Source organism: Streptomyces sp. NPDC007971 (genome assembly GCF_042958635.1).
Classification (GTDB): Bacteria; Actinomycetota; Actinomycetes; order Streptomycetales; family Streptomycetaceae; genus Streptomyces.
Map to the genome: position 1 here is coordinate 248,395 of NZ_JBIBJK010000014.1, position 19,674 is coordinate 268,068.

At 71.7% G+C, this 19,674-nt stretch carries 13 protein-coding genes, 4 pseudogenes and 3 riboswitches; of the genes and pseudogenes, 9 read left to right on the forward strand and 8 right to left on the reverse strand.

Annotated features, from left to right (window positions below; genetic code table 11):
* Nucleotides 1-79: 79 nt before the first annotated feature.
* Nucleotides 80-417 (reverse strand): annotated as a pseudogene (locus ACFZCP_RS28800) (transcriptional regulator).
* 600 nt (nt 418-1,017) lie between these two features.
* A riboswitch (cobalamin riboswitch) is annotated at nt 1,018-1,139 on the forward strand.
* Between the two features lie 59 nt (nt 1,140-1,198).
* Between ACFZCP_RS28800 and ACFZCP_RS28805 the strand changes: the two are divergent.
* From ACFZCP_RS28805 to ACFZCP_RS28830, 6 genes and pseudogenes are all read left to right on the forward strand, one after another.
* A complete protein-coding gene (locus ACFZCP_RS28805; protein ID WP_391432111.1) occupies nt 1,199-1,630 on the forward strand; it encodes a (2Fe-2S) ferredoxin domain-containing protein in 432 nt (143 codons plus the stop codon).
* A 162-nt stretch (nt 1,631-1,792) separates the two neighbouring features.
* Nucleotides 1,793-2,062: pseudogene (locus ACFZCP_RS28810) on the forward strand (acyl-CoA dehydrogenase family protein); the annotation flags it as partial.
* Entirely contained in the window at nt 2,059-3,135 is a 1,077-nt protein-coding gene (locus ACFZCP_RS28815) for an enoyl-CoA hydratase/isomerase family protein (protein WP_362687210.1), read from the forward strand. The pseudogene ACFZCP_RS28810 and the gene ACFZCP_RS28815, both read left to right, overlap by 4 nt.
* Before the next feature lie 404 nt (nt 3,136-3,539).
* Nucleotides 3,540-3,684, forward strand: a riboswitch (cobalamin riboswitch).
* Nucleotides 3,685-3,720: 36 nt separating this feature from the next.
* Nucleotides 3,721-3,942, forward strand: coding sequence for a CbtB-domain containing protein (locus ACFZCP_RS28820; RefSeq protein ID WP_031170427.1), 222 nt, complete (start codon nt 3,721-3,723; stop codon nt 3,940-3,942).
* A gap of 21 nt (nt 3,943-3,963) precedes the next feature.
* Complete coding sequence (locus ACFZCP_RS28825) at nt 3,964-4,716, forward strand: CbtA family protein (protein ID WP_391432116.1); 753 nt, start codon at nt 3,964-3,966, stop codon at nt 4,714-4,716.
* Nucleotides 4,717-4,808: 92 nt separating this feature from the next.
* The gene (locus tag ACFZCP_RS28830) at nt 4,809-5,156 is read left to right on the forward strand and encodes a hypothetical protein (RefSeq protein ID WP_391432119.1); all 348 of its coding nucleotides are present in this window, start codon (nt 4,809-4,811) and stop codon (nt 5,154-5,156) included.
* 39 nt (nt 5,157-5,195) lie between these two features.
* On the opposite strand, the gene ACFZCP_RS28835 is transcribed toward ACFZCP_RS28830, so the two are convergent.
* The 5 genes and pseudogenes from ACFZCP_RS28835 to aceA form a co-directional block, all read right to left on the reverse strand.
* Entirely contained in the window at nt 5,196-5,810 is a 615-nt protein-coding gene (locus tag ACFZCP_RS28835) for a histidine phosphatase family protein (protein WP_391432122.1), read from the reverse strand.
* Nucleotides 5,811-6,116: 306 nt separating this feature from the next.
* A pseudogene (metE, locus tag ACFZCP_RS28840) lies at nt 6,117-8,233 on the reverse strand (5-methyltetrahydropteroyltriglutamate--homocysteine S-methyltransferase).
* A 153-nt stretch (nt 8,234-8,386) separates the two neighbouring features.
* Nucleotides 8,387-8,605, reverse strand: a riboswitch (cobalamin riboswitch).
* A gap of 226 nt (nt 8,606-8,831) precedes the next feature.
* Nucleotides 8,832-9,701: a 3-hydroxybutyryl-CoA dehydrogenase gene (locus ACFZCP_RS28845; protein ID WP_391432125.1), complete on the reverse strand. Its 870-nt coding sequence runs from the start codon at nt 9,699-9,701 to the stop codon at nt 8,832-8,834.
* Nucleotides 9,698-11,290 carry a malate synthase A gene (gene aceB / locus ACFZCP_RS28850; RefSeq protein ID WP_391432128.1) on the reverse strand — a complete coding sequence of 531 codons (1,593 nt, stop codon included), beginning with the start codon at nt 11,288-11,290 and terminating at the stop codon, nt 9,698-9,700. The genes ACFZCP_RS28845 and aceB overlap by 4 nt, the downstream gene beginning before the upstream one ends.
* Before the next feature lie 255 nt (nt 11,291-11,545).
* On the reverse strand, nt 11,546-12,844 hold the full coding sequence (gene aceA / locus ACFZCP_RS28855) for an isocitrate lyase (protein ID WP_391432131.1): 1,299 nt from the start codon (nt 12,842-12,844) through the stop codon (nt 11,546-11,548).
* A gap of 376 nt (nt 12,845-13,220) precedes the next feature.
* Here aceA and ACFZCP_RS28860 point away from each other — a divergent pair, with 376 nt between their 5' ends.
* A complete protein-coding gene (locus tag ACFZCP_RS28860; RefSeq protein WP_391432162.1) occupies nt 13,221-14,627 on the forward strand; it encodes a short-chain fatty acyl-CoA regulator family protein in 1,407 nt (468 codons plus the stop codon).
* A gap of 155 nt (nt 14,628-14,782) precedes the next feature.
* On the opposite strand, the pseudogene ACFZCP_RS28865 reads toward ACFZCP_RS28860, so the two are convergent.
* Nucleotides 14,783-14,944 (reverse strand): annotated as a pseudogene (locus ACFZCP_RS28865) (hypothetical protein); the annotation flags it as partial.
* 43 nt (nt 14,945-14,987) lie between these two features.
* Nucleotides 14,988-16,016 carry a methyltransferase gene (locus tag ACFZCP_RS28870; RefSeq protein ID WP_391432134.1) on the reverse strand — a complete coding sequence of 343 codons (1,029 nt, stop codon included), beginning with the start codon at nt 16,014-16,016 and terminating at the stop codon, nt 14,988-14,990.
* Nucleotides 16,017-16,550: 534 nt separating this feature from the next.
* Between ACFZCP_RS28870 and ACFZCP_RS28875 the strand changes: the two genes are divergently transcribed.
* The gene (locus tag ACFZCP_RS28875) at nt 16,551-17,204 is read left to right on the forward strand and encodes a DUF1707 domain-containing protein (RefSeq protein WP_391432137.1); all 654 of its coding nucleotides are present in this window, start codon (nt 16,551-16,553) and stop codon (nt 17,202-17,204) included.
* Between the two features lie 675 nt (nt 17,205-17,879).
* Nucleotides 17,880-19,674 (forward strand): beta-ketoacyl synthase N-terminal-like domain-containing protein (locus tag ACFZCP_RS28880; RefSeq protein ID WP_391432140.1); only part of this gene is annotated, 1,795 nt, incomplete at its 3' end.

Genomic DNA, 19,674 nt, shown 5'->3' on the forward strand with positions numbered 1-19,674 from the left:
CCGGTGAGGACCAGCGGATATGGGGAGCCGAGGGCGATCACATTCGCCAGGAGCCGCGTGTGCAGCTCTGGCATGTCCGTCACGCGGCTGCCCGGGTGCGGGAGGCGAGCTGGGGGAAGGTGTCCTCCCACACAGGGCGCACGGTGCGACCGACCAGTGCGCGCAGCACCGGCCACACTGGAGGAGCAGGTCCTGGTTCAGGCAGCGGGTCAGGTCGTCGCGCAGTCCCTCGTGCAGGACAGTGCGGTACAGGCCCATGCGCTGGCGAGGCTTGCTCATGTCATACGAGGTCATCCCCGACCCGGCCATGTGCAGAGGCAGCTCTACGACCCCTTGGATCGGGCCGTGCAACTCCTCCAGCGACTCCGGCAGACGCCGCCGTCGTGCCGGCAGCTCAGGCAGCGCACCACGGAACACGACAGGTGTGGGGCGCCGTGCCCTCCGGACACAAAGACCTGATCACTGTCTTACGGATCACTCGCCATGTCCGCAGGGAACACGCCAGGTGGACGCGCAGCTCGACCGCTTCCCGTTCGCCACTGCTGTGACCCGGATGTTCGAAGGCCCACTGTTCCGCCAGGTGATCGTACGTCTCAGCGGTCGTCAAGTCGCCGTCAGGACAGGTGCGTGCAACGTCCGCCTTGACGATCCGGGCACTCCGGGAATCCACAGTCCGGTCGACGAGCTCCCTGACCCACGCCAGCCCCTGCTGGTCTGCATACAGGCCGAACCTCAGAATTCGAGTCCTCATGATGGCGCCAACCTACGGATCGTCAGCTTTCAGTGGCAACGCTTTAACCTCGAACGGCACAGGGCGCGCGGCAGGCGTTCCGCGAGTTTCCATACCGGAATGCACCGTTGCATCTGTCGACGGACGCACAGAAGGCTGTCCTCGGGGTTTGGGAGTGCCTGCGCTCCACGGTCTGGCCGAGTTTCCGGTAGTGCCCGTGAGAGGGTCCGCCGTTCTGCGTACCGCCGGTGATGGGATGATGACCGGTGACAGGGCGACGGCGGTCCGAGGAAACCGGTGTGAATCCGGTGCGGTCCCGCCACTGTGATCGGTGAGCGAGTTCCAGGAGGCCACGGCCCGCAAGGGCGGGAAGGCCGGGACGAGCGACGACCCGAGAGCCAGGAGACTCACGCGGTCGCCTCCTCGACGGACACCGGGGCGGATCTCCCCGGGGAGGGGTGGTGCGGCATGCCCGGGAGGCCGGCCGAAGAGCTGTTCGGTGACGAGGCGGTCGCGAAGGCGGCCGGACCGGCGCCGTGCCGCGTCGTCGTGTGCCGGGACTGCTGCTGCGGCAGTCCCAAGGTGACCGGAGTCGACCACGCGGCGCAGACCGCCCGGCTGCGTGCGGAGGTGCCCGTGCGCATCTCCGCGTGTCTCGACGTGTGCGAGCAGGCCAACGTCATCGTCGTGCAGCCCTCCGCCGCCGGCCGCGCCGCCGGCGGCCGACCGGTCTGGCTGGGGCTGGTCAACGACCTTGACGCGGCGGAGGACATCACCGAGTGGGTGCGTGCGGGCGGCCCCGGCATCGCGCCGGTGCCGGAGATCCTCGACCTCTACACCTTCACGCCGCCGCGACTCGCCAGGGCTTCCCAGGACCGGCCCGGCCCCGGCCGCCCGTGAGAACGGGTGCGCGCTTCGCGGCCCGGAACGCCCGACGGGAGCCGGCCCCGTGGTCCGTACACAAGACAGCCCCCCTGCACGCGAGTCGACCCGCTTCACCAGCGGCAAGCACGTCCCGGGCACCCGGGGGCGTTCGGCGACGTCCACGATCCCGGCACCGGCCGCACCCTGGTGCAGCAGGCCGCCCAGGCCCTCGACCGGGGAGGCCACAGGCCCCGTGCCTGTGCGCGAGGGCGAAGCGGTTCTGCACCGGCACCGGTACTCGGTGGCCGACCGCGCACTCGCACTCGGGCTGCACGGCGGCTACGGCTGCCCGTCGCGTACGGGAACGAGAAGATCGTCCGTGACCTGCGTGTCCATCAGATCCTGGAAGGAACCAACGAGATCATGCGTGTCATCGTGGCCCGTGGCCTGACGGAGGCGTTCGGATGAGCGGCACCGAAGAACCCGTCCTCCTGCACACCTCGGGGCGGGCCGCCCACATCACACTCAACCGGCCCAAGGCCCTCAACGCGCTGTCCCACGTGATGGTGCGCCGTATCGACGAGGCCCTGACCGTCTGGGAGCACGACCCGGCCGTGGAGACCGTGGTCGTCTCCGGCGCGGGGGAGCGCGGGCTGTGCGCGGGCGGCGACATCCGCGCCGTCCACGACGACGCCCGCGACGGCGACGGCACCGCCTCGGCCGCCTTCTGGCGCGACGAGTACCGCCTCAACGCCCGCATCGCCCGCTACCCCAAGCCGTACGTCGCCCTCATGGACGGCATCGTCATGGGCGGCGGCGTCGGCATCTCCGCGCACGGCAGCGTGCGGATCGTCACCGAACGCTCCCGGGTCGCCATGCCCGAGACCGGCATCGGCTTCGTCCCCGATGTGGGCGGCACCTACCTGCTCGCTCTCGCCCCGGGCGAGCTGGGCACCCACCTCGCGCTGACCGGGGCGCAGATCGGCGCAGGCGACGCCCTGCTGTGCGGGCTCGCCGACCACTACCTGCCGGCCGGCGGCCTCGGCGCCTTCGTCGACGACCTCGCCGAGATGCCCGTACGGGACGTCCTGCGGCGGCATGTGCAGCCGGCGCCGCGGGGCGAGCTGGCCGCCCGGCGCGAGTGGATCGACGCCTGCTACGCCGCGGGCACGGTGGAGGAGATCGTGCAGCGGCTGCTCGCCCACGGCGACCCGGCCGCGAAGGAGGCGGCGGAGACCCTGCTCACCCGCTCACCGACCGCTGTCAAGGTCACCCTGGCCGCCCTGCTCCGTGCCCGGCGCCTCGGCCCGCTGGAGCGGGTCCTCGACCAGGAGTACCGCGTCTCCTGCGCGGCCCTGAGCACGCACGACCTGGTGGAGGGCGTCCGCGCCCAGGTCATCGACAAGGACCGCAGCCCGCGCTGGTCGCCCGCGACCCTCGCCGAGGTCACCGACGCCGACGTCGAACGCTTCTTCACCCCCCTCGGCGAACACGAGCTGGGACTCGCCGGGCCCGGCACCGCCCCGGAGGCGGCCTGGTGAGCCGGTGAGCCCGGTGAGTCCGGTGCGCAACATGCCGACGACCACCTCGGCGTCGGCGTCGGCGTCGGCGTCGGCAACGGTCTCGGTAACGGCAACGGTCTCGGCAACGGGAAAGCTGAGTTGTGCGCCGCATACGCCGAACACACTGGTATCGCCGAGGCCTTATCCGGAATCCTGCGCACCGCCAGGCACGGGAGAGGTCCGGAGAACCGAAGCGGATCGGAGCGGATCGGAGCGGAAAACCTGCATGGCTCGCCGCGCCCGCCGAACGGGACGAGGGCAGGGGCGTCTTTGCCGACCGGTGCCCACGGAGTTCCGGCCGGGTTCCGTCGCCGCTGACCTGCCCGGTCGCGGCCACCCGGCGCGAGAGGAAGATCACGCCGGGTGGTGCGGTCTTGGCCGGGCCCGCGGGGCGCGGTACGGTCTGTCAGATATCGACGACGGCGAGACGGAAGCCGGTGGGAATCCGGCACGGTCGCGCCACTGTGTGCGAGGCGCCCTGCGGGGCGTTTCGTGAGTCAGACCCGTGGCCGTCGTCCACTGCACCACCGAGATGGGACGCGAACTCCCAGAGGAGGTTCTGCCATGGCGCAGACCGTCGCCCAGCCGACAGCCACCACCCCCGTCGTTCCCGCCACGCTGCCGCTGAAGGCGATAGCTCCCTGGGCGGTCTTCTTCGGCATCCTGATGCTGGTCCTGCTCTACTTCGTCGGCGCCGAGCAGGGCGCCACCTCCGTGTTCAACGGCACGGACGTCCACGAGTGGGTCCACGACGCCCGACACCTGCTCGGCTTCCCCTGCCACTGAGCCGAGGGACGCCGCACGCCCATGAACTCCGCAACGGTCAGAAACCTCCTCGTGCGGGGCATGCTCGCCGGCCTGGCGGCCGGCGTGCTCGCCCTGGTGGTCGCCTATCTCCTCGGTGAACCGAACGTCGACAAGGCGATCGGCTTCGAGGAGGCGCACTCCCACGAGCACGAGATGGAAGTCGTCTCCCGCTCCCTCCAGTCCACCGCCGGTCTCGCCACCGGCGTCCTCGTCTACGGGGTCGCCTTCGGCGGCATCGCCGCGCTCGCGTACTGCTTCGCACTCGGCCGCGTGGGCCGCTTCAGCCCGCGGGCGACCGCGCTGCTGCTGTCCGGCTGCGCGCTCCTCGCCGTGTACGTGGTCCCGTTCCTGAAGTACCCGGCCAATCCGCCGTCGGTCGGCAACCCCGACACCATCGGCAAGCGGACCACCCTGTACTTCCTGATGATGCTGCTCAGCGTCCTCCTCGCGGTGGCCGCCACCATCCTGGGCAAGCGCCTGGCGCCCCGTCTGGGCACCTGGTGGGCGACCGTGACCGCGGTGGCCGGCTTCGTCTTCGTGATCGGCCTGGCCTACGAGTTCCTGCCGGTCGTCAACGAGGTGCCGAAGGACTTCCCGGCCGCCCTGCTGTGGCGGTTCCGTCTCTCGGCGCTGGCCATCCAGGCCGTCCTGTGGGGCGGATTCGGCCTGCTCTTCGGGGAGCTGGCAGAGCGGCAGCTGAATCCCAAGCCCGCCAAGGCTCCTTCCGGGCGGACTGTTCCCGCCTCGAACTGACGGTTTCGGGACACAAGAGGGCCCTTCGGAACCTTCCGGGGGCCCTCTCGCGTTCCCCGGACACCGGCGCAGGCGACGAGCGGAGGAGCCGAGTGGGCAGACATCCCCAGCCACGCCACATCACTCTCGACGGCCGTGACGCGATCGCTCTCACCGTCGAGGAGTACGAGCAACTGATCGCCAGCCGGCGGCAGATCGGCGGCCAGAGCGCACGGGTGCGGGTGCTCGCCCAGCAGGCGAAGCGGACCGAACAACTCCTGCGGGAGCTGCAGACATTGGTCGACGACCCGGTGGACTGCCACGAGCAGGACCGCATGCAGCCGTCGGCGTGCGCGGCGTCCGACAGCCCCCACCGGGCCGGGGAACGGGACGCGCAGGCCCACTGCCTGCGCTGCGCGATAGCGGTGCTGCTGCGCCGGCACCGGGACGCGGCCTCCTGAACACCGGCGCCCGCTCCGCCTGGGCCTGTCTGCTCCGGTTCAGCCCGCCGAGGTGCTGCCCGCAGCGGTGTCCGGTATGCCGTCCGACGTGGCCAGGGGCTGCCCGAGCCGCAGATTCCACCGGCCGGCCCGCCCACTGAGTTCCGTGGCCGTCAGCGGCGGTACGTCGAGCCGCCAGAACACGGCCGTGGGCAGGCCAAGGACCTGCACGACCGCAGCACGTACGACCTCCGGCTCGACCACCGCGACCGTACGGCCGTCGCTGTCCCGCAGGGACTCCAGCCAGCGTCCGACCCGCTCGCACGCGTCCCGCACCGACTCCCCACCGTGTGCAGCCCAGTCGGGGTCGCTGAGCCAGCGACCCACCGCCTCCGGGTCGGCGGCCGCCACCTCCTCCAGGGTGCGGCCTCGCCAGCGGCCCACATCCAGACCGCCCAGCTCCGGCGTCTGTGCGCCGTCGAGACCGAGCGCCGCCGCCGTCTCCCGGCAGCGCACGCTCGGGGACGTCAGCACGAGGCCGGGCGAGCGCAGCGATCCGGCCGCCGAGCGCGCGCGGGCCGCACCGACGGCGTCGACCGAGTCGCCGTCGTAGAAGCGGGCGCACCGCAGCGACGGGCTCGTCGCGGGCGAGACGAAGGTGACGCGGCTGGTCACGTGGCTGTTCCTCCTACGGTGGTCATCCCGAGGACGGTACATGCGCGGTTCCCGAGGACGGTACATGCGCAGTTCGCGAGGACGGTACATGCGCAGTTCGCGAGGACGGTACATGCGCAGTTCGCGAGGACAGCACATGTGCAGATGGCGAGGACAGCACATGCGCAGTTCGCGCGGGCGGGCAGCGCCGCGACGCACGAAGACCCCGGACCGCCGACCCGTGCGCCGAGCGGTGCCGACGGTACCGTCGCGGCCGTGCACGCCCGCTCCCGACGTGGAGCGGGCGTGCGGTGCCGGGGACGTCCGCTACAGCTCCGCGCGGATCGTCCTGGCGGCTGCCACCAGGTTCTCCAGGGAGGCCCGGGTCTCCGGCCAGCCGCGGGTCTTCAGGCCGCAGTCCGGGTTCACCCACAGCCGTTCCGCGGGGATCGCCTTCAGCCCCATGCGCAGCAGCCGGGCGGCCTCCTCGGCACTCGGCACGCGCGGGGAGTGGATGTCGTACACGCCGGGTCCGGCCTCGCGCGGGTAGCCGTGGGCGGCGAGTTCACGGGCGACCTGCATGTGGGAGCGGGCGGCCTCCAGGCTGATGACGTCGGCGTCGAGGTCGTCGATGGCCTGGACGACGTCGCCGAACTCGGCGTAGCACATGTGGGTGTGGATCTGGGTGTCCGGGCGTACGCCGGCGGTGGTCAGCCGGAAGGCCTCCGTGGCCCACGCCAGGTACGCGGGACGGTCGGCGGCCCGCAGCGGCAGGGTCTCGCGCAGCGCGGGCTCGTCCACCTGGATCACCGAGGTCCCGGCCGCCTCCAGGTCGTTCACCTCGTCGCGCAGGGCGAGGGCGACCTGGCGGGCGGTGTCGGCGAGCGGCTGGTCGTCGCGGACGAACGACCAGGCGAGCATGGTGACCGGTCCGGTGAGCATGCCCTTGACCGGGCGGCCGGTCAGGGACTGGGCGTACGTCGTCCAGCGCACGGTCATCGGCTCGGGGCGGGAGATGTCGCCGGCCAGGATCGGCGGCCGGACGTACCGCGTGCCGTAGGACTGGACCCATCCGTGCTGGGTGGCGAGGTAGCCGGTGAGCTGTTCGGCGAAGTACTGGACCATGTCGTTGCGTTCGGCCTCGCCGTGCACCAGGACGTCCAGGCCGGCCTTCTCCTGGAAGGCGATCACCTCCTGGATCTCCGTCCTGACGCGCTCCTCGTACCCGGCGGTGCCGATCCGTTTGGCCCTCAGGTCGGCGCGTGCGGTGCGCAGTTCGCCGGTCTGCGGGAAGGAGCCGATGGTCGTGGTGGGCAGCAGGGGGAGGCGCAGATGGGCGCGCTGGGCGGCGGCCCGCTCGGGGTAGGACGGGGAGCGGCGCGCGTCGTCCGGGGCGACGGCGGCGGTGCGGGCGCGGACGGCCGGGTCGCGGGTGACGGGGGAGTTCGCGCGGGAGGCCAGGTCGGCCCGGTTCGCGGCGAGTTCCGCGGCGATGGCGTCGGCGCCGTGGGCCAGGCCCTTGGCGAGGACGGCGATCTCGGCCGTCTTCTGCCGGGCGAAGGCGAGCCAGCGCAGGATCTGCGGATCGATGTCCCGCTCGGCCGCCGTGTCGAGGGGCACGTGCAGCAGGGAGCAGGAGGCGGACACGTCGACCCGGTCGGCCAGGCCCAGCAGGGTGCCGAGCGTGGCGAGCGACGCCGTCAGGTCGTCGACCCAGATGTTACGCCCGTTGACGACACCGGCGACCAGCCGCTTGCCGGGCAGCCCGCCGACGGCGGCCAGGTCCTCCAGATGGGCGGCGGCGGCCCCGGTGAAGTCCAGGGCGAGTCCGTCGACCGGTGCCTTGGCCAGCACCGGCAGGGCCGCCCCGAGACGGTCGAAGTAGGAGGCGACCAGCAGCTTCGGCCGGCCGGTCAGGGCGCCGAGGTCGCGGTAGGCGCGGGCGGCGGCGTTCAGTTCGGCCGGCGTGCGGTCCTGGACCAGGGCGGGCTCGTCGAGCTGCACCCACTCGGCGCCCGCCGCGCGCAGGTCGGCGAGGACCTCGGCGTACACCGGCAGCAGACGGTCCAGCAGGGTGAGCGGGTCGAAGCGGGCTCCAGCGGCGCGACGTCCTGGGTGCCGCGCGCCATGGCGAAGTACCCGTCGAGCGGGTCGGCGGCGACGGCGTCGCGGTGGCGGCCGGGGATCGCGCCGACCATGACGGTGGTGTCCAGCACGTGGTCGTAGTACGAGAAGTCACCGGTCGGCACTTCGTCGATGCCGGCGTCGGCCAGCCGGCGCCAGTTGGTGCGGCGCAGGTCGGTGGCGGTGGCGAGCAGCGCGTCGGCGGTGACGCGGCCCTTCCAGTAGCCTTCGACGGCCTTCTTCAGTTCCCGGTTCTGTCCTTGGCGGGGGTAGCCGTACACGGTGGCCCGTGCTGCCGCGGCTGCGGTCTTGGTGGTCACGGAGATCTCCTTCGCGAGATGAATCCCTGAGATCCCGGGGACGGGACGAGAGCGCGAAGGGGCGACGGACCGGACGGCACCGGCCCACGGCCGTCCGTTCGGTGTGTGCGCCGACCCGCCCTCGAGGTCACCGGGATGTCCGCGCACGAGCGGTTCCGTACGCGGGCAGATGGCAGGTCTTCGGACTCGCGGGCACGTCCTCAGGGGAGGACACCTACTGGCCGTCGCTTCCCAGGCCCTTGTCGGGCCCAGTGCGTATGACGGCGGTCGTTCCCGCTCACCGCTGCGGGGCAGTCCCGGATTCCCACCGGGTTCCCTCTTGCGACGCATCCCGTCTGGCGGACGGGGCGAACCAGCTGCACCGGCCACCCTAGAGGGCGGTGCGGTCGAGCGTGAGGTGATGTCCGTCATTCGGATGGCGGCACGAGACGGGCCGCCATCCGAACGTCGGACGACGCGCCGGGGCGGGAAGCGCCGCACACGCGCTTCCCGCCCCTCCCCTGTGAGCAGCAGCCGGATCCCTCGACCGGTCGCTGCCGTCCGGGCCTCGCGGCCCGTTCCCCGCACCGGGCCCCTCAGCCCGGGCGAGCCGGTCCGCTCAGGACCGGCCGTACTCGTGGAACCCCCGCCCGGTCTTGCGGCCGAGCAGCCCCGCCTCGACCATCCGATGGAGCAGCGGGGGAGGGGCGTAGAGGGGTTCCCTGAACTCGTCGTAGAGCGACTCGGCGATCGAGGCGACGGTGTCGAGCCCGATCAGGTCCGCGAGCCGGAGCGGCCCCATCGGGTGGGCGCACCCCAGCTCCATGCCGGTGTCGATGTCGGCGGCGGTGGCGAAGCCGGACTCCGCCATGCGGACGGCCGCCAGCAGGTAGGGGACGAGCAGCGCGTTGACGACGAAACCGGCCCGGTCCCGGGAGTGGACGACCGTCTTGCCGAGGACCTCGGTGACGAAGGACTCGACGGCGGTCACGGTCCCGGGTGCGGTGTGCAGGGAGGCGACGACCTCCACGAGCGGCAGTACCGGCACCGGGTTGAAGAAGTGCAGCCCGACGACCCGGTCGGCGCGGGCGGTGGCCATGCCGAGGCGCATCACGGGCAGGGAGGAGGTGTTGGTCGCCAGGACGGCCGCCGGGTCCTCGACGATCTTGTCGAGGGCGGCGAACACCTCGGTCTTGGCGTCCGCGTTCTCGACGACCGCCTCGATGACGAGCTGCCGGTCGGCCATCTCCTCCAGGTCGCCGGTGAAGGCGAGGCGGGCGAGGGCGTCCTGCGCGGCGGCCGGCTCCAGCCCGCCCCGCCCGACCGCTCGCTCCAGGGAGGCGCTCACGCGCTCGCGTGCCGCGCGGGCGGCCGTGGCGTCCGCCTCGCAGACCACCGTGTCCAGCCCGGCCCGCGCGCACACCTCGGCGATGCCGGCGCCCATCAGACCGCCGCCGACCACCCCGACGCGCCGGATCCCGCCGGTCATGACCGGGCCCCCGCGCGCCGCACCAGGTGGGCGGTGTAGGCGTCGGGGGTGAAGAAGAGCGGCAACTCGCCCGCGAGCGCCGTGCGTTCGAAGAGGGCGCGCACCTCGTCGACGGGCGCCCACGGGTACTCGGCGCCGAGCGCGGCGATCTCGTCGTCGAGCAGTCGAAGGACCGTCTCCCGGTCGATCACCCGGTGCCGCAGCCACTGCCAGATCTGCACGCGGGCGATCTCGGCGGTGGCCGCGTCCTCCATGAGACCGTGCAGAGCGACCGCGCCCTGTCCGCGCAGCCAGGCGGCGAAGTAGCGCAGCGCCACCGCGATGTTGGTGCGCACCCCCTCGGGCGTGGGCGGCCCGCTGATCCGGCGCACCGACAGCAGGTCCGCGGCCGTCACCTCCACGTCGCCCCGCGTCCGGTCGATCTGGTGCGGCCGCTCGCCGAGGACGCCGTCGAACACCTCGCGGCAGACGGGCACCAGGCCGGGGTGGGCGACCCAGGAGCCGTCGAAGCCGTCCTCGGCCTCGCGCTCCTTGTCCAGCCGCACCTTGGCGAGGGCCGCCTCGTGCGCGGCCGGGTCCCCACCCGGCACGTGCGCGGCCATGCCGCCGATGGCGTGGGCGCCGCGCCGGTGACAGGTGCGTACGAGCAGTTCGGTGCAGGCCCGCATGAAGGGGGCCGTCATCGTGACCTTCGCGCGGTCCGGAAGCAGGAAGTCGGTGCGGTGCCCGAAGGTCTTGATCAGGCTGAACAGGTAGTCCCAGCGGCCCGCGTTCAGGCCCGAGCTGTGCTCGCGCAGCTCGTAGAGGATCTCCTCCATCTCGAACGCGGCGGTGATCGTCTCGATGAGGACCGTGGCGCGGATCGTGCCGTGGGGGATGCCGAGGAGTTCCTGGGCGGTGACGAAGACGTCGTTCCACAGGCGGGCCTCGTAGCGGTTCTCCAGCTTCGGGAGGTAGAAGTACGGGCCGCGGCCGGCGTCGATCTGGCGCTGCGCGCAGTGGAAGAAGTACAGGCCGAAGTCGACGAGTGCGGCGGGCACGGGCCCGTCGCCGAACTCCAGGTGCTCCTCGTCGAGATGCCAGCCGCGCGGGCGTACGACGACGGTGGCGAGCTGTTCGCCGAGCCGGTACCGCTTGCCCTCGGCGGTGGTGAAGTCGAGGCGCCGCCGGGTGGCGTCGAGCAGGCTGAGCTGGCCGCCGATCACGTTGTTCCAGGTGGGCGCGGTGGCGTCCTCGAAGTCGGCCATCCACACCCGGGCGCCGGAGTTGAGGGCGTTGACCGTCATACGGCGGTCCGGCGGCCCGGTGATCTCCACGCGGCGGTCGGTCAGGCCCGGGGCGGGCGGCGCGACGCGCCAGGAGGGGTCGGCACGCACGGCGGAGGTGACCATCGGGAAGTCGAGCGGGGAGCCACTGGCCAGGCGGAGGATCTGCCGCCGGCGTTCCCGCATCAGGTCCCGGCGGCGGCCGGCGAACGCCGCGGTCAGCCGGCCGAGGAAGTCCAGGGCGGCGGGTGTGAGGATCTCGTCGTGCCGCTCGCCCAGGGGAGCGAGGACACGGACGTGGTGGGGCGGAGCACTGGTGGGCATCGCTTCTCCTGCGGGCGGGCGGGCGGAAGGCAGGGGCCGGACAGGGACGGTCGTCCGGCCCCCGCCGGGCCGGGGCGGGCCGCCGGGCGTCCGGCCCTCCCCGGGGCCTTTCTCCCGGACCGGGCCGGCATCCGGCGAGGGCGTCTCGCGTGGACCGGGCCGGCATCCGGCGAGGGCGTCTCGCGTGCACCGGGCTGGTATCCGGCGACGGCGCCTCGCGGCGGACGGGGCCCCGGCGAGATCCGAAAGGGGGGCCTAGTGGAACTGCTCCTCCTCCGTGGAGCCGGCCAGGGCGGTGGTGGAGGAGGCGGGGTTGACGGCGGTGGAGACCAGGTCGAAATAGCCGGTGCCGACCTCGCGCTGGTGCTTGACGGCGGTGAAACCGTGCGCCTGCGCGGCGAACTCCTTCTCCTGGAGGTCGACGTAGGCGGTCATGCCGTGCTCGGCGTAGCCGCGGGCCAGGTCGAACATGCCGTGGTTGAGGGAGTGGAAGCCGGCCAGCGTGATGAACTGGAACTTGTAGCCCATCGCGCCCAGCTCGCGCTGGAACTTGGCGATCTGGTCGTCGTCCAGGGCCGCCTTCCAGTTGAAGGACGGCGAGCAGTTGTAGGCGAGCATCTGGTCCGGGTACCGCGCATGGATCGCCTCGGCGAACTCGCGGGCCTGGGCGAGGTCCGGGGTGCCGGTCTCGACCCAGATCAGGTCGGCGTACGGGGCGTAGGCGAGCCCGCGGGCGATCACGGGCGCCATGCCGCCCCGGACGCGGTAGAAGCCCTCGGCGGTGCGCTCGCCGGTGGTGAACTCGGCGTCGCGCTCGTCGACGTCGGTGGTGAGCAGGTTGGCGGCGAGGGCGTCGGTGCGGGCGATGATCACGGTGGGCACGTCGGCGATGTCGGCGGCGAGGCGGGCCGCGTTCAGGGTGCGGATGTGCTGCGAGGTCGGCACCAGGACCTTGCCGCCGAGGTGGCCGCACTTCTTCTCCGAGGCCAGCTGGTCCTCGTAGTGGATGCCGGCCGCGCCCGCCGCGATCATCGCCTTGGTCAGCTCGAAGGCGTTCAGCGGACCGCCGAAGCCGGCCTCGGCGTCGGCGACGATCGGCGCCAGCCAGTCGGTGCCCCCGTCCGTCGAACCCGTGCCCGCGCCCTCGGCGGTGGCGATCTGGTCGGCGCGCAGCAGCGCGTTGTTGATCCGGCGGACGACCTGGGGCACGGAGTTGGCGGGGTAGAGGCTCTGGTCGGGGTAGGTGTGGCCGGCCTGGTTGGCGTCCGCGGCGACCTGCCAGCCGGACAGGTAGATGGCCTGCAGACCGGCCTTGACCTGCTGGACGGCCTGGCCGCCGGTGAGCGCGCCGAGCGCGTGGATGTAGTCCCGCTCGTGCAGCTGCCGCCACAGCCGCTCGGCGCCGCGCCGGGCCAGGGTGTGCTCCTCGCGGACACTGCCCGAGAGCCGGACCACGTCCTCGGCACGGTAGGTGCGCTCGATGCCCTGCCAACGCGGGTCGGTGGCCCAGCGCTGCGCGAGCTTCCCGGCCGCCTGCGTCCTCGCCTCTGCCATGACTGTCACGTCTCCTCGGTCTGTGCCGGCTGCCAATGCTCCTGCCCGGGCGAGCAGGGATGGCACTGTGTGTCGAATTTCTGAGGTGCGGCCCGTCGTCACGCGGTGGGACGGAGGTGAGCAACGCTGCCGGTCATGACCACGCCGACGCCGGGATCTCCGACGTCAGGGCATGAATCGCGCCCCGGTTCCGGGCGGTGGTCCCCGGAGTCCGGCGGGCCGCACGGAAACTCTGACACTGGCACTGAGTGCCAACAAGCATGGATGCCTGCCAACTTCTGCGAATCTTCCGGCCGTTATCTGCCAAGTTTGCGAAGGGGGCCCGGGCGGTTTGATCGCCTACGCTGAGCCGAAGCCGGACATGGAGGTCCACGGGGTGAGCAAGACGTATGCGGGGGCGCGGCTGCGGCGCCTGCGCGAGGAACGGCGCATGAGCCAGGCCGAACTGGCCCGCGTCCTCGCCATCTCGCCCAGCTACCTGAACCAGATGGAGCACGACTCCCGGCCGCTGACGGTCCCGGTCCTGCTGCGCCTGACCGAGGCCTTCGGCGTCGATCCGGGTTTCTTCTCCGAGCGCGACACCACGCGCCTGGTGGCGGACCTCCGGGAGGCGCTGGCCGGCGAACTCGCCGAGGCCCGCGTCTCCGCCGCCGACCTGACGGACCTCGCCTCGCGGATGCCCGCCGTCGCCCAGGTCCTGCTCGGCCTCGGCCGCCGCAACCACCTGCTCGCCGAGCGCCTCGCCGAGGCCACCGACGGCCGCGGAACCGCGGCCGACCAGCCGCTCTCACCCCACGAGGAGATCCGGGACTTCTTCTACCGCCGCCGGAACTACCTCCACGACACCGACCTCGCGGCGGAGGAACTCGCCCGGGAGATCGGTATCCGGCCCGGAGACGTCGTCCAGGCCCTGACCGCCCGGCTCGCCGGCCACCACGGCGTCCGGCTGACGGGCGAGCCCGGCGACCACCTGCACCACTACGACGAGCCGACCCGCACTCTTCACCTGTCCACCCGCCTGCGCCCCGGCCAGCGCGCCTTCCGGATGGCCACCCAGCTCGCGCTGCTGGAGTACGGCGACGAACTCGACCGCCAGGCCGCCGAGGACTTCGCCGCCGGCTCGCCCGCCCACGCCCTGGCCCGCATCGGCGTCGCCAACTACTTCGCGGCAGCCCTGATCCTGCCGTACGGCGCCTTCCACGCGGCCGCGGAGGAGGTGCGCTACGACATCGAACGCCTCACCGACCGCTACGGCCTCGGCCACGAGACCGTCTGCCACCGCCTGAGCACCCTGCAGCGTCCCCGGCTGCGCGGGGTGCCCTTCTCCTTCGTCCGTGTCGACAGGGCGGGCAACATGTCCAAGCGCCAGTCGGCCACCGGCTTCCACTTCTCCCGGGCCGGCGGCACCTGCCCGCTGTGGAACCTCTACGAGGCCTTCGCCGCCCCCGGTCGCATCCACGTCCAGATCGCGGAAATGCCCGACGGCCAGCGCTACTTGTGGACCGCCCGCGCCCTCACCCGGCACCGCGGCGGCTGGGGCGAACCCGGCAAGACGTTCGCCATCGGCCTGGGCTGCGAGATCCGCCACGCCCACCGTGTCGTCTACTCCGACGGCCTCGACCTCGCCAACGCCTCCGCCGCCACGCCCATCGGCATGGGCTGCCGCGCCTGCGAACGCCTCGACTGCCCGCAACGGGCTGCGCCGCCCCTCGGGCACCCACTGCGGATCGACCAGAACACGAGCACGTTCGTGCCGTACCCGGTGTCGGACGGCACGCCCTGACCGGATCGAACGGCGGGAGCGCCGGTGCGGCGGCATCGGAGCCCCTCGGACGTGCGCCGTGCCGTACGGGCGCGGCCCGTCATGCGATCCCCCCAGCTCCTTCGCCGCCCGCTGGGACCGGTACGGGTCGCGCAGCGGTTCCCGGCGAGAAAACGGCGCAGCTCAGGCAGTGTCGGCGGGCGCGCCCCCGGCATCGGGACCACGAACATCGCCAGACGCTCGCCGAGCCGTGGATCCGGTACCCCGCGGCAGACGGCATCCGCCACACCGGGGTGCGCGCCGTGCTCCGCGGATCGGGGGATCCGTCCACGGAGCACGACGGCGAAGGGCGTCGTCCCGGCGAAACCGGACCGCGCGGGGTCAGGCGCTCCCGGGCAGGACGCAGGCGATGACGCACAGGTCCGCCGGACACGGGGTGACCGACACGACCTCGAGCCCCGCCTCCGTCACCTCCCGGCGGATGTCGGCCTCGGTGCGCTCACGGGCGTTGGTCTCGCCGACCACCATCTTGATCACATTGCGGAACGCGGCCCCGGAGTCGTGCTCCACCAGCGGGTCGATGACCAGCAGCATCGGCTTGCGGTCCGGACCGGCACCCGCACTCATCGCCGCGCGGATGTTGCTCAGGATCCGGACGCTGCTCTCGGAACTCCAGTCGTGCAGAACGTTCTTGATGATGTAGAGATCGCCGCCCTCCGGGACCTCGGCGAGGATGTCCGAAGACCGGTAGCTCAGCCGCCCCACGAGGTCCTCGTCGCCGGACTCGCGCAGCGCGGCCTCCGCCCGCCGGCACGTGTCCGCGCGGTCCACGCAGATGCCCTCCAGGTGCTGGTGCGCCGCGAGGATCGTCTTGAGGAGCGCGCCGTTGCCCCCGCCGACGTCGACGACCGTGCGCACGTTCTCGAACGGGACGTGCTCCGCCAGCACCGTGCCGATCGGCCGCGCCCAGTCCTGCATCGCCAGGTCGAAGATCCGCGCGGTCTCGGCGTCCTTGTCCAGGTACTCGTAGAGCGAGACACCGAACGCCTGCGGCATGACCGACGTGCCGTGCTGCACCGCCTGCGCGAGACCTCCGCTGGCCGCCTGGGCATAGAGCCCGCACAGCAGCGCGGTCAGGTACCGGATCGACTCGGGGTGATCGGTCCTGAGCTGCTCGGACAGCGGCGAGTTGGTGTACCGGCCCTCCTCGTTGCGGGCGAAGACCCCGAGGGCCGTCAGGGCGTTCATGAGGGAGACCAGCGAGTCGTGGTCGGCGCCGACGGCCTTCGCCAGCTCGGCGCTCGTCGCCGGCCCGTCCGCCAGGGCGTCCGCGACACCGAGGCGAGCCGCGGCACCGACCGTCGCTGACGTGAAGGACCCCATGACAAGACTCAACAACGACACTTCCATGGCCCTATTTCTCCCTCGGCTGGATGGCAGGATGACACGACGCGGATGACAGGTCCGAGTTCTCGGCCGACGCTCCACCTGTTCGGGATGTCCCGCCCGGCAGGCGGGCGCGCGACAAGAGACGGTGCGGACCGGCCGAGTTCCTGAGGAGTCGGCCTCGCCTTGGGAACAGATGTCGGGTACGGATGCCAGGCTGTCGTTGCGGTGTGCGGACGGGCGCACCGGTGATGGCCTCAAGGTGGGGCCTGCGCGGCACACGCTAGGTGAAGCCGGGTCTTCCCGTCGCCTCGTTCAACTGCCTCGTCATCACCGGGCCCGAGGAGTTCTGCGAACCGTGGCGCAAATCCGCACGGAGTGTTGCTCCGCCGTCCGGCCAAGATCCGTTCAGTCGCGCCGACATGTCAGTTGAACGGAGACTTCGGACGGCGTTCATCTGCGCCGTGCACCGTTCGCCATTGTGATATCCCTGTGGAGTTCCGGGAGTTGGCCGAAGCCGTCTTGCGATTCCTACGACGGGAGATCAGGCTGTGGGGCATGACCGATGACAAGCCGTCGAGCGATGACGGCGCCGAGGACGTGAACACAGGAGACCTGAGGGCTTCGGACGCCGACCGGGAACAGGTCGTGGAGATCCTCCGCGACGCCACGGGGGACGGCCGGCTCACAGCCGAGGAACACGACGAGCGCGTGGAGGCGGCACTGAAGGCCCGCTTCGTCAGCGAGCTGGCCGCGCTGACCCGCGATCTGCCGAACTCCCCCGTCGAGCAGCACACACCGTCCGCGGGCGCTCCGCAGCCCAAGGACGTCGTGGAGATCAACCAGCGCTGGGGCACCCTGCAGCGGTCCGGCTCCTGGGTGGTCCCGCGCCGCCTGGACATCCGCATGCACGGAGGCGACGTCAAGCTCGACTTCACCGAGGCGGCGATCAGCCACGACGCCCTGGACATCGATGTCGACCTGGGCATCGGCGGCAACCTGATCCTGATCGTCAGGCCGGGCATCGCCGTGACGACCGGCGAACTGACCGTGGGCGTCGGCGAGGTGAAGAACCGCCAGCCCGCCGCCGACGCGGAGGAGCCCGTCGAACTCCGTGTGAACGTGACCGGCCGGGTCCGCGGCGGCGACGTGGTGATCAGGCACCCGCGGCGGACGCTCGGGCAGTGGGTCCGCGGAGAGAGCGCGCTCTGACGCTGCCCGCACCAGGCACCTGCCTCCCCTGTCCTGGGACAGAAGAAGCCCGAGGGCGGTGACCGGCTCGATCGAGCCGGTCACCGCCCTCGGTGTGTCGGCCCCCGCGACCCTCTGGTCCCGGAATACAGGGCCGTGGTATTTATGCAACCGGTATTGTGTGTTCTTGCGGATCGAATGCCGGATTCCCCGCCGTATGCAGGCGGTTCAAGTGTTCAACTGCGGCGTTGCGGGGCCCGCCGCGGGCCGACTATGTTCCAGTTATCGGTGAGCCTGGGCTCCAACACATTATTCACATCACTTGGTGTCTTTGCCCGGAATTATTGGGGACGTAACTTGCGGCAATCGCGAGGTGGCGGTTTGTAGGGATAAGTTGTCACTGGTCCGGGGCGGAAGTGCCGCCAACCGGTCGGTGCCCGGAACAAGCGGTGCAATACCCTTGGAATGGTTGTCGCGACGGGGTGAACAGAGTCGACGAGAAATACCTCGTCGTCGGCCGCGGCAGGTGATTGGGTCCCTGCCGCAGTAAGAACGTGCCAGATCTCTCTGCCGGGCCTGTGCGTTCCTCCTTCGTGTGCCTGAGTACCCATCTGCGTAAATTCCGCGGCAGCCCCGCGGCGCAGCCGCGCAGATCAGAAGTGGCATATCCTCGGCAAGCAGGGATGGCGGAAGTAAATGGCCAACGAAGACAAGCTCCGCGATTACCTCAAGCTCGTGACGGCTAATCTGCGCCAGGTCCGCCGTCGACTGACTGAGGTCGAGGAACGGAGCCAGGAGCCGATCGCGATCGTCGGCATGGGCTGCCGTTTCCCCGGCGGGGTGAAGAACCCCGAGGAACTGTGGGAGCTGCTGGCCACGGGCACGGACGCGATCGGCCCGTTCCCGCAGGACCGCGGCTGGGACCTGGAGAACCTCTACGACCCCGACCCGGACCACCCGGGCACCTCCTACGCCCGCCACGGCGGATTCGTGTACGACGCCGCCGAGTTCGACTCCGGGTTCTTCGGCATCAGCCCGCGCGAGGCGCTCGTGATGGACCCGCAGCAGCGGCTGCTGCTGGAGGTGTCCTGGGAGGCGCTCGAACAGGCCGGTATCGACGCCGCCTCCCTGCGCGGCAGCCGCACCGGAGTCTTCGCCGGCGCCTACAGCCAGGGGTACGGCACGAACCCCTCCGCGGAGTCCGGAGGTTCCGAGGGCCACCTCCTCACCGGCATCGCGACCAGCGTCCTGTCGGGCCGGCTGGCGTTCACCTTCGGCCTGGAGGGCCCTGCCGTCACGATCGACACCGCGTGCTCGTCCTCCCTGGTGGCACTGCATCTGGCCGCACAGTCGCTGCGGGCCGGCGAGTGCTCGCTGGCGCTCGTCGGCGGCGCCACGGTGATCGCCTCCCCGTCCGTGTTCGTGGGCTTCTCCCGGCAGCGCGGGATGTCGGTGGACGGGCGCTGCAAGTCCTTCAGCGGGACGGCGGACGGCTCCGGCTGGGGCGAGGGCGTCGGCGTCCTCGTCGTGGAGCGGCTGTCGGACGCCCGCCGCAACGGGCACAACATCCTGGCCGTCATGCGGGGCTCCGCGATCAACCAGGACGGCGCGTCCAACGGCCTGACCGCGCCGAACGGCCCCTCGCAGCAGCGGGTCATCCGCGCCGCGCTGGCCAACGCCGACCTGCGCGCCGACGAGGTCGACGTGGTCGAGGCCCATGGCTCGGCGACCACGCTCGGCGACCCCATCGAGGCCGACGCACTGCTGGAGACCTACGGTCAGGAGCGCGCCGGCCAAAAGCCGTTGTGGCTGGGCTCGGTGAAGTCGAACATCGGGCACCCGCAGGCCGCGGCCGGGGTGGCCGGAATCATCAAGATGGTGCTGGCGTTGCAGCACGAGCAGCTGCCGCGGACGCTGCACGTGGAGGAGCCCACGCCGCACGTGGACTGGTCGGCCGGCGAGGTGCGGCTGCTGACCGAGTCCGTGCCGTGGCCCGCCGGGGAACGCGTGCGCCGCGCGGGTGTGTCGGCGTTCGGCATGAGCGGCACCAACGTGCACCTCATCCTGGAGGAGGCTCCGGCCCCGACCGGCGAGGTGACGCAGGAGGACGCGGACGCCGGGGATCCCGACTCGGCGGAGACCACCGAGGACACCGTCGCCGCCGGAGCCGAGCCGGCCGTCGCTCCCGCCGTGGTCGAGGCGGACGGGCTGGCGGCCTGGGCGCTCTCCGGCCGGTCGGCGAAGGGTCTGGCGGGGCAGGCGGGTCGGTTGCGGGAGTGGGTTGTGGCCCGGCCCGGGTTGGCGCCGGTGGATGTGGGGTGGTCGTTGGCGGCGACGCGGTCGGTGTTCGAGCACCGGTCGGTGGTTCTGGGCGGTGACCGTGGGGAGTTGGTGTCCGGTCTGGAGAGCCTGGTCGACGGGGTACCTGTGGGTTCGGTGGTGTCGGGTGTGGCGCGGTCGGGTGTGCGGACGGTGTTCGTGTTCGCGGGTC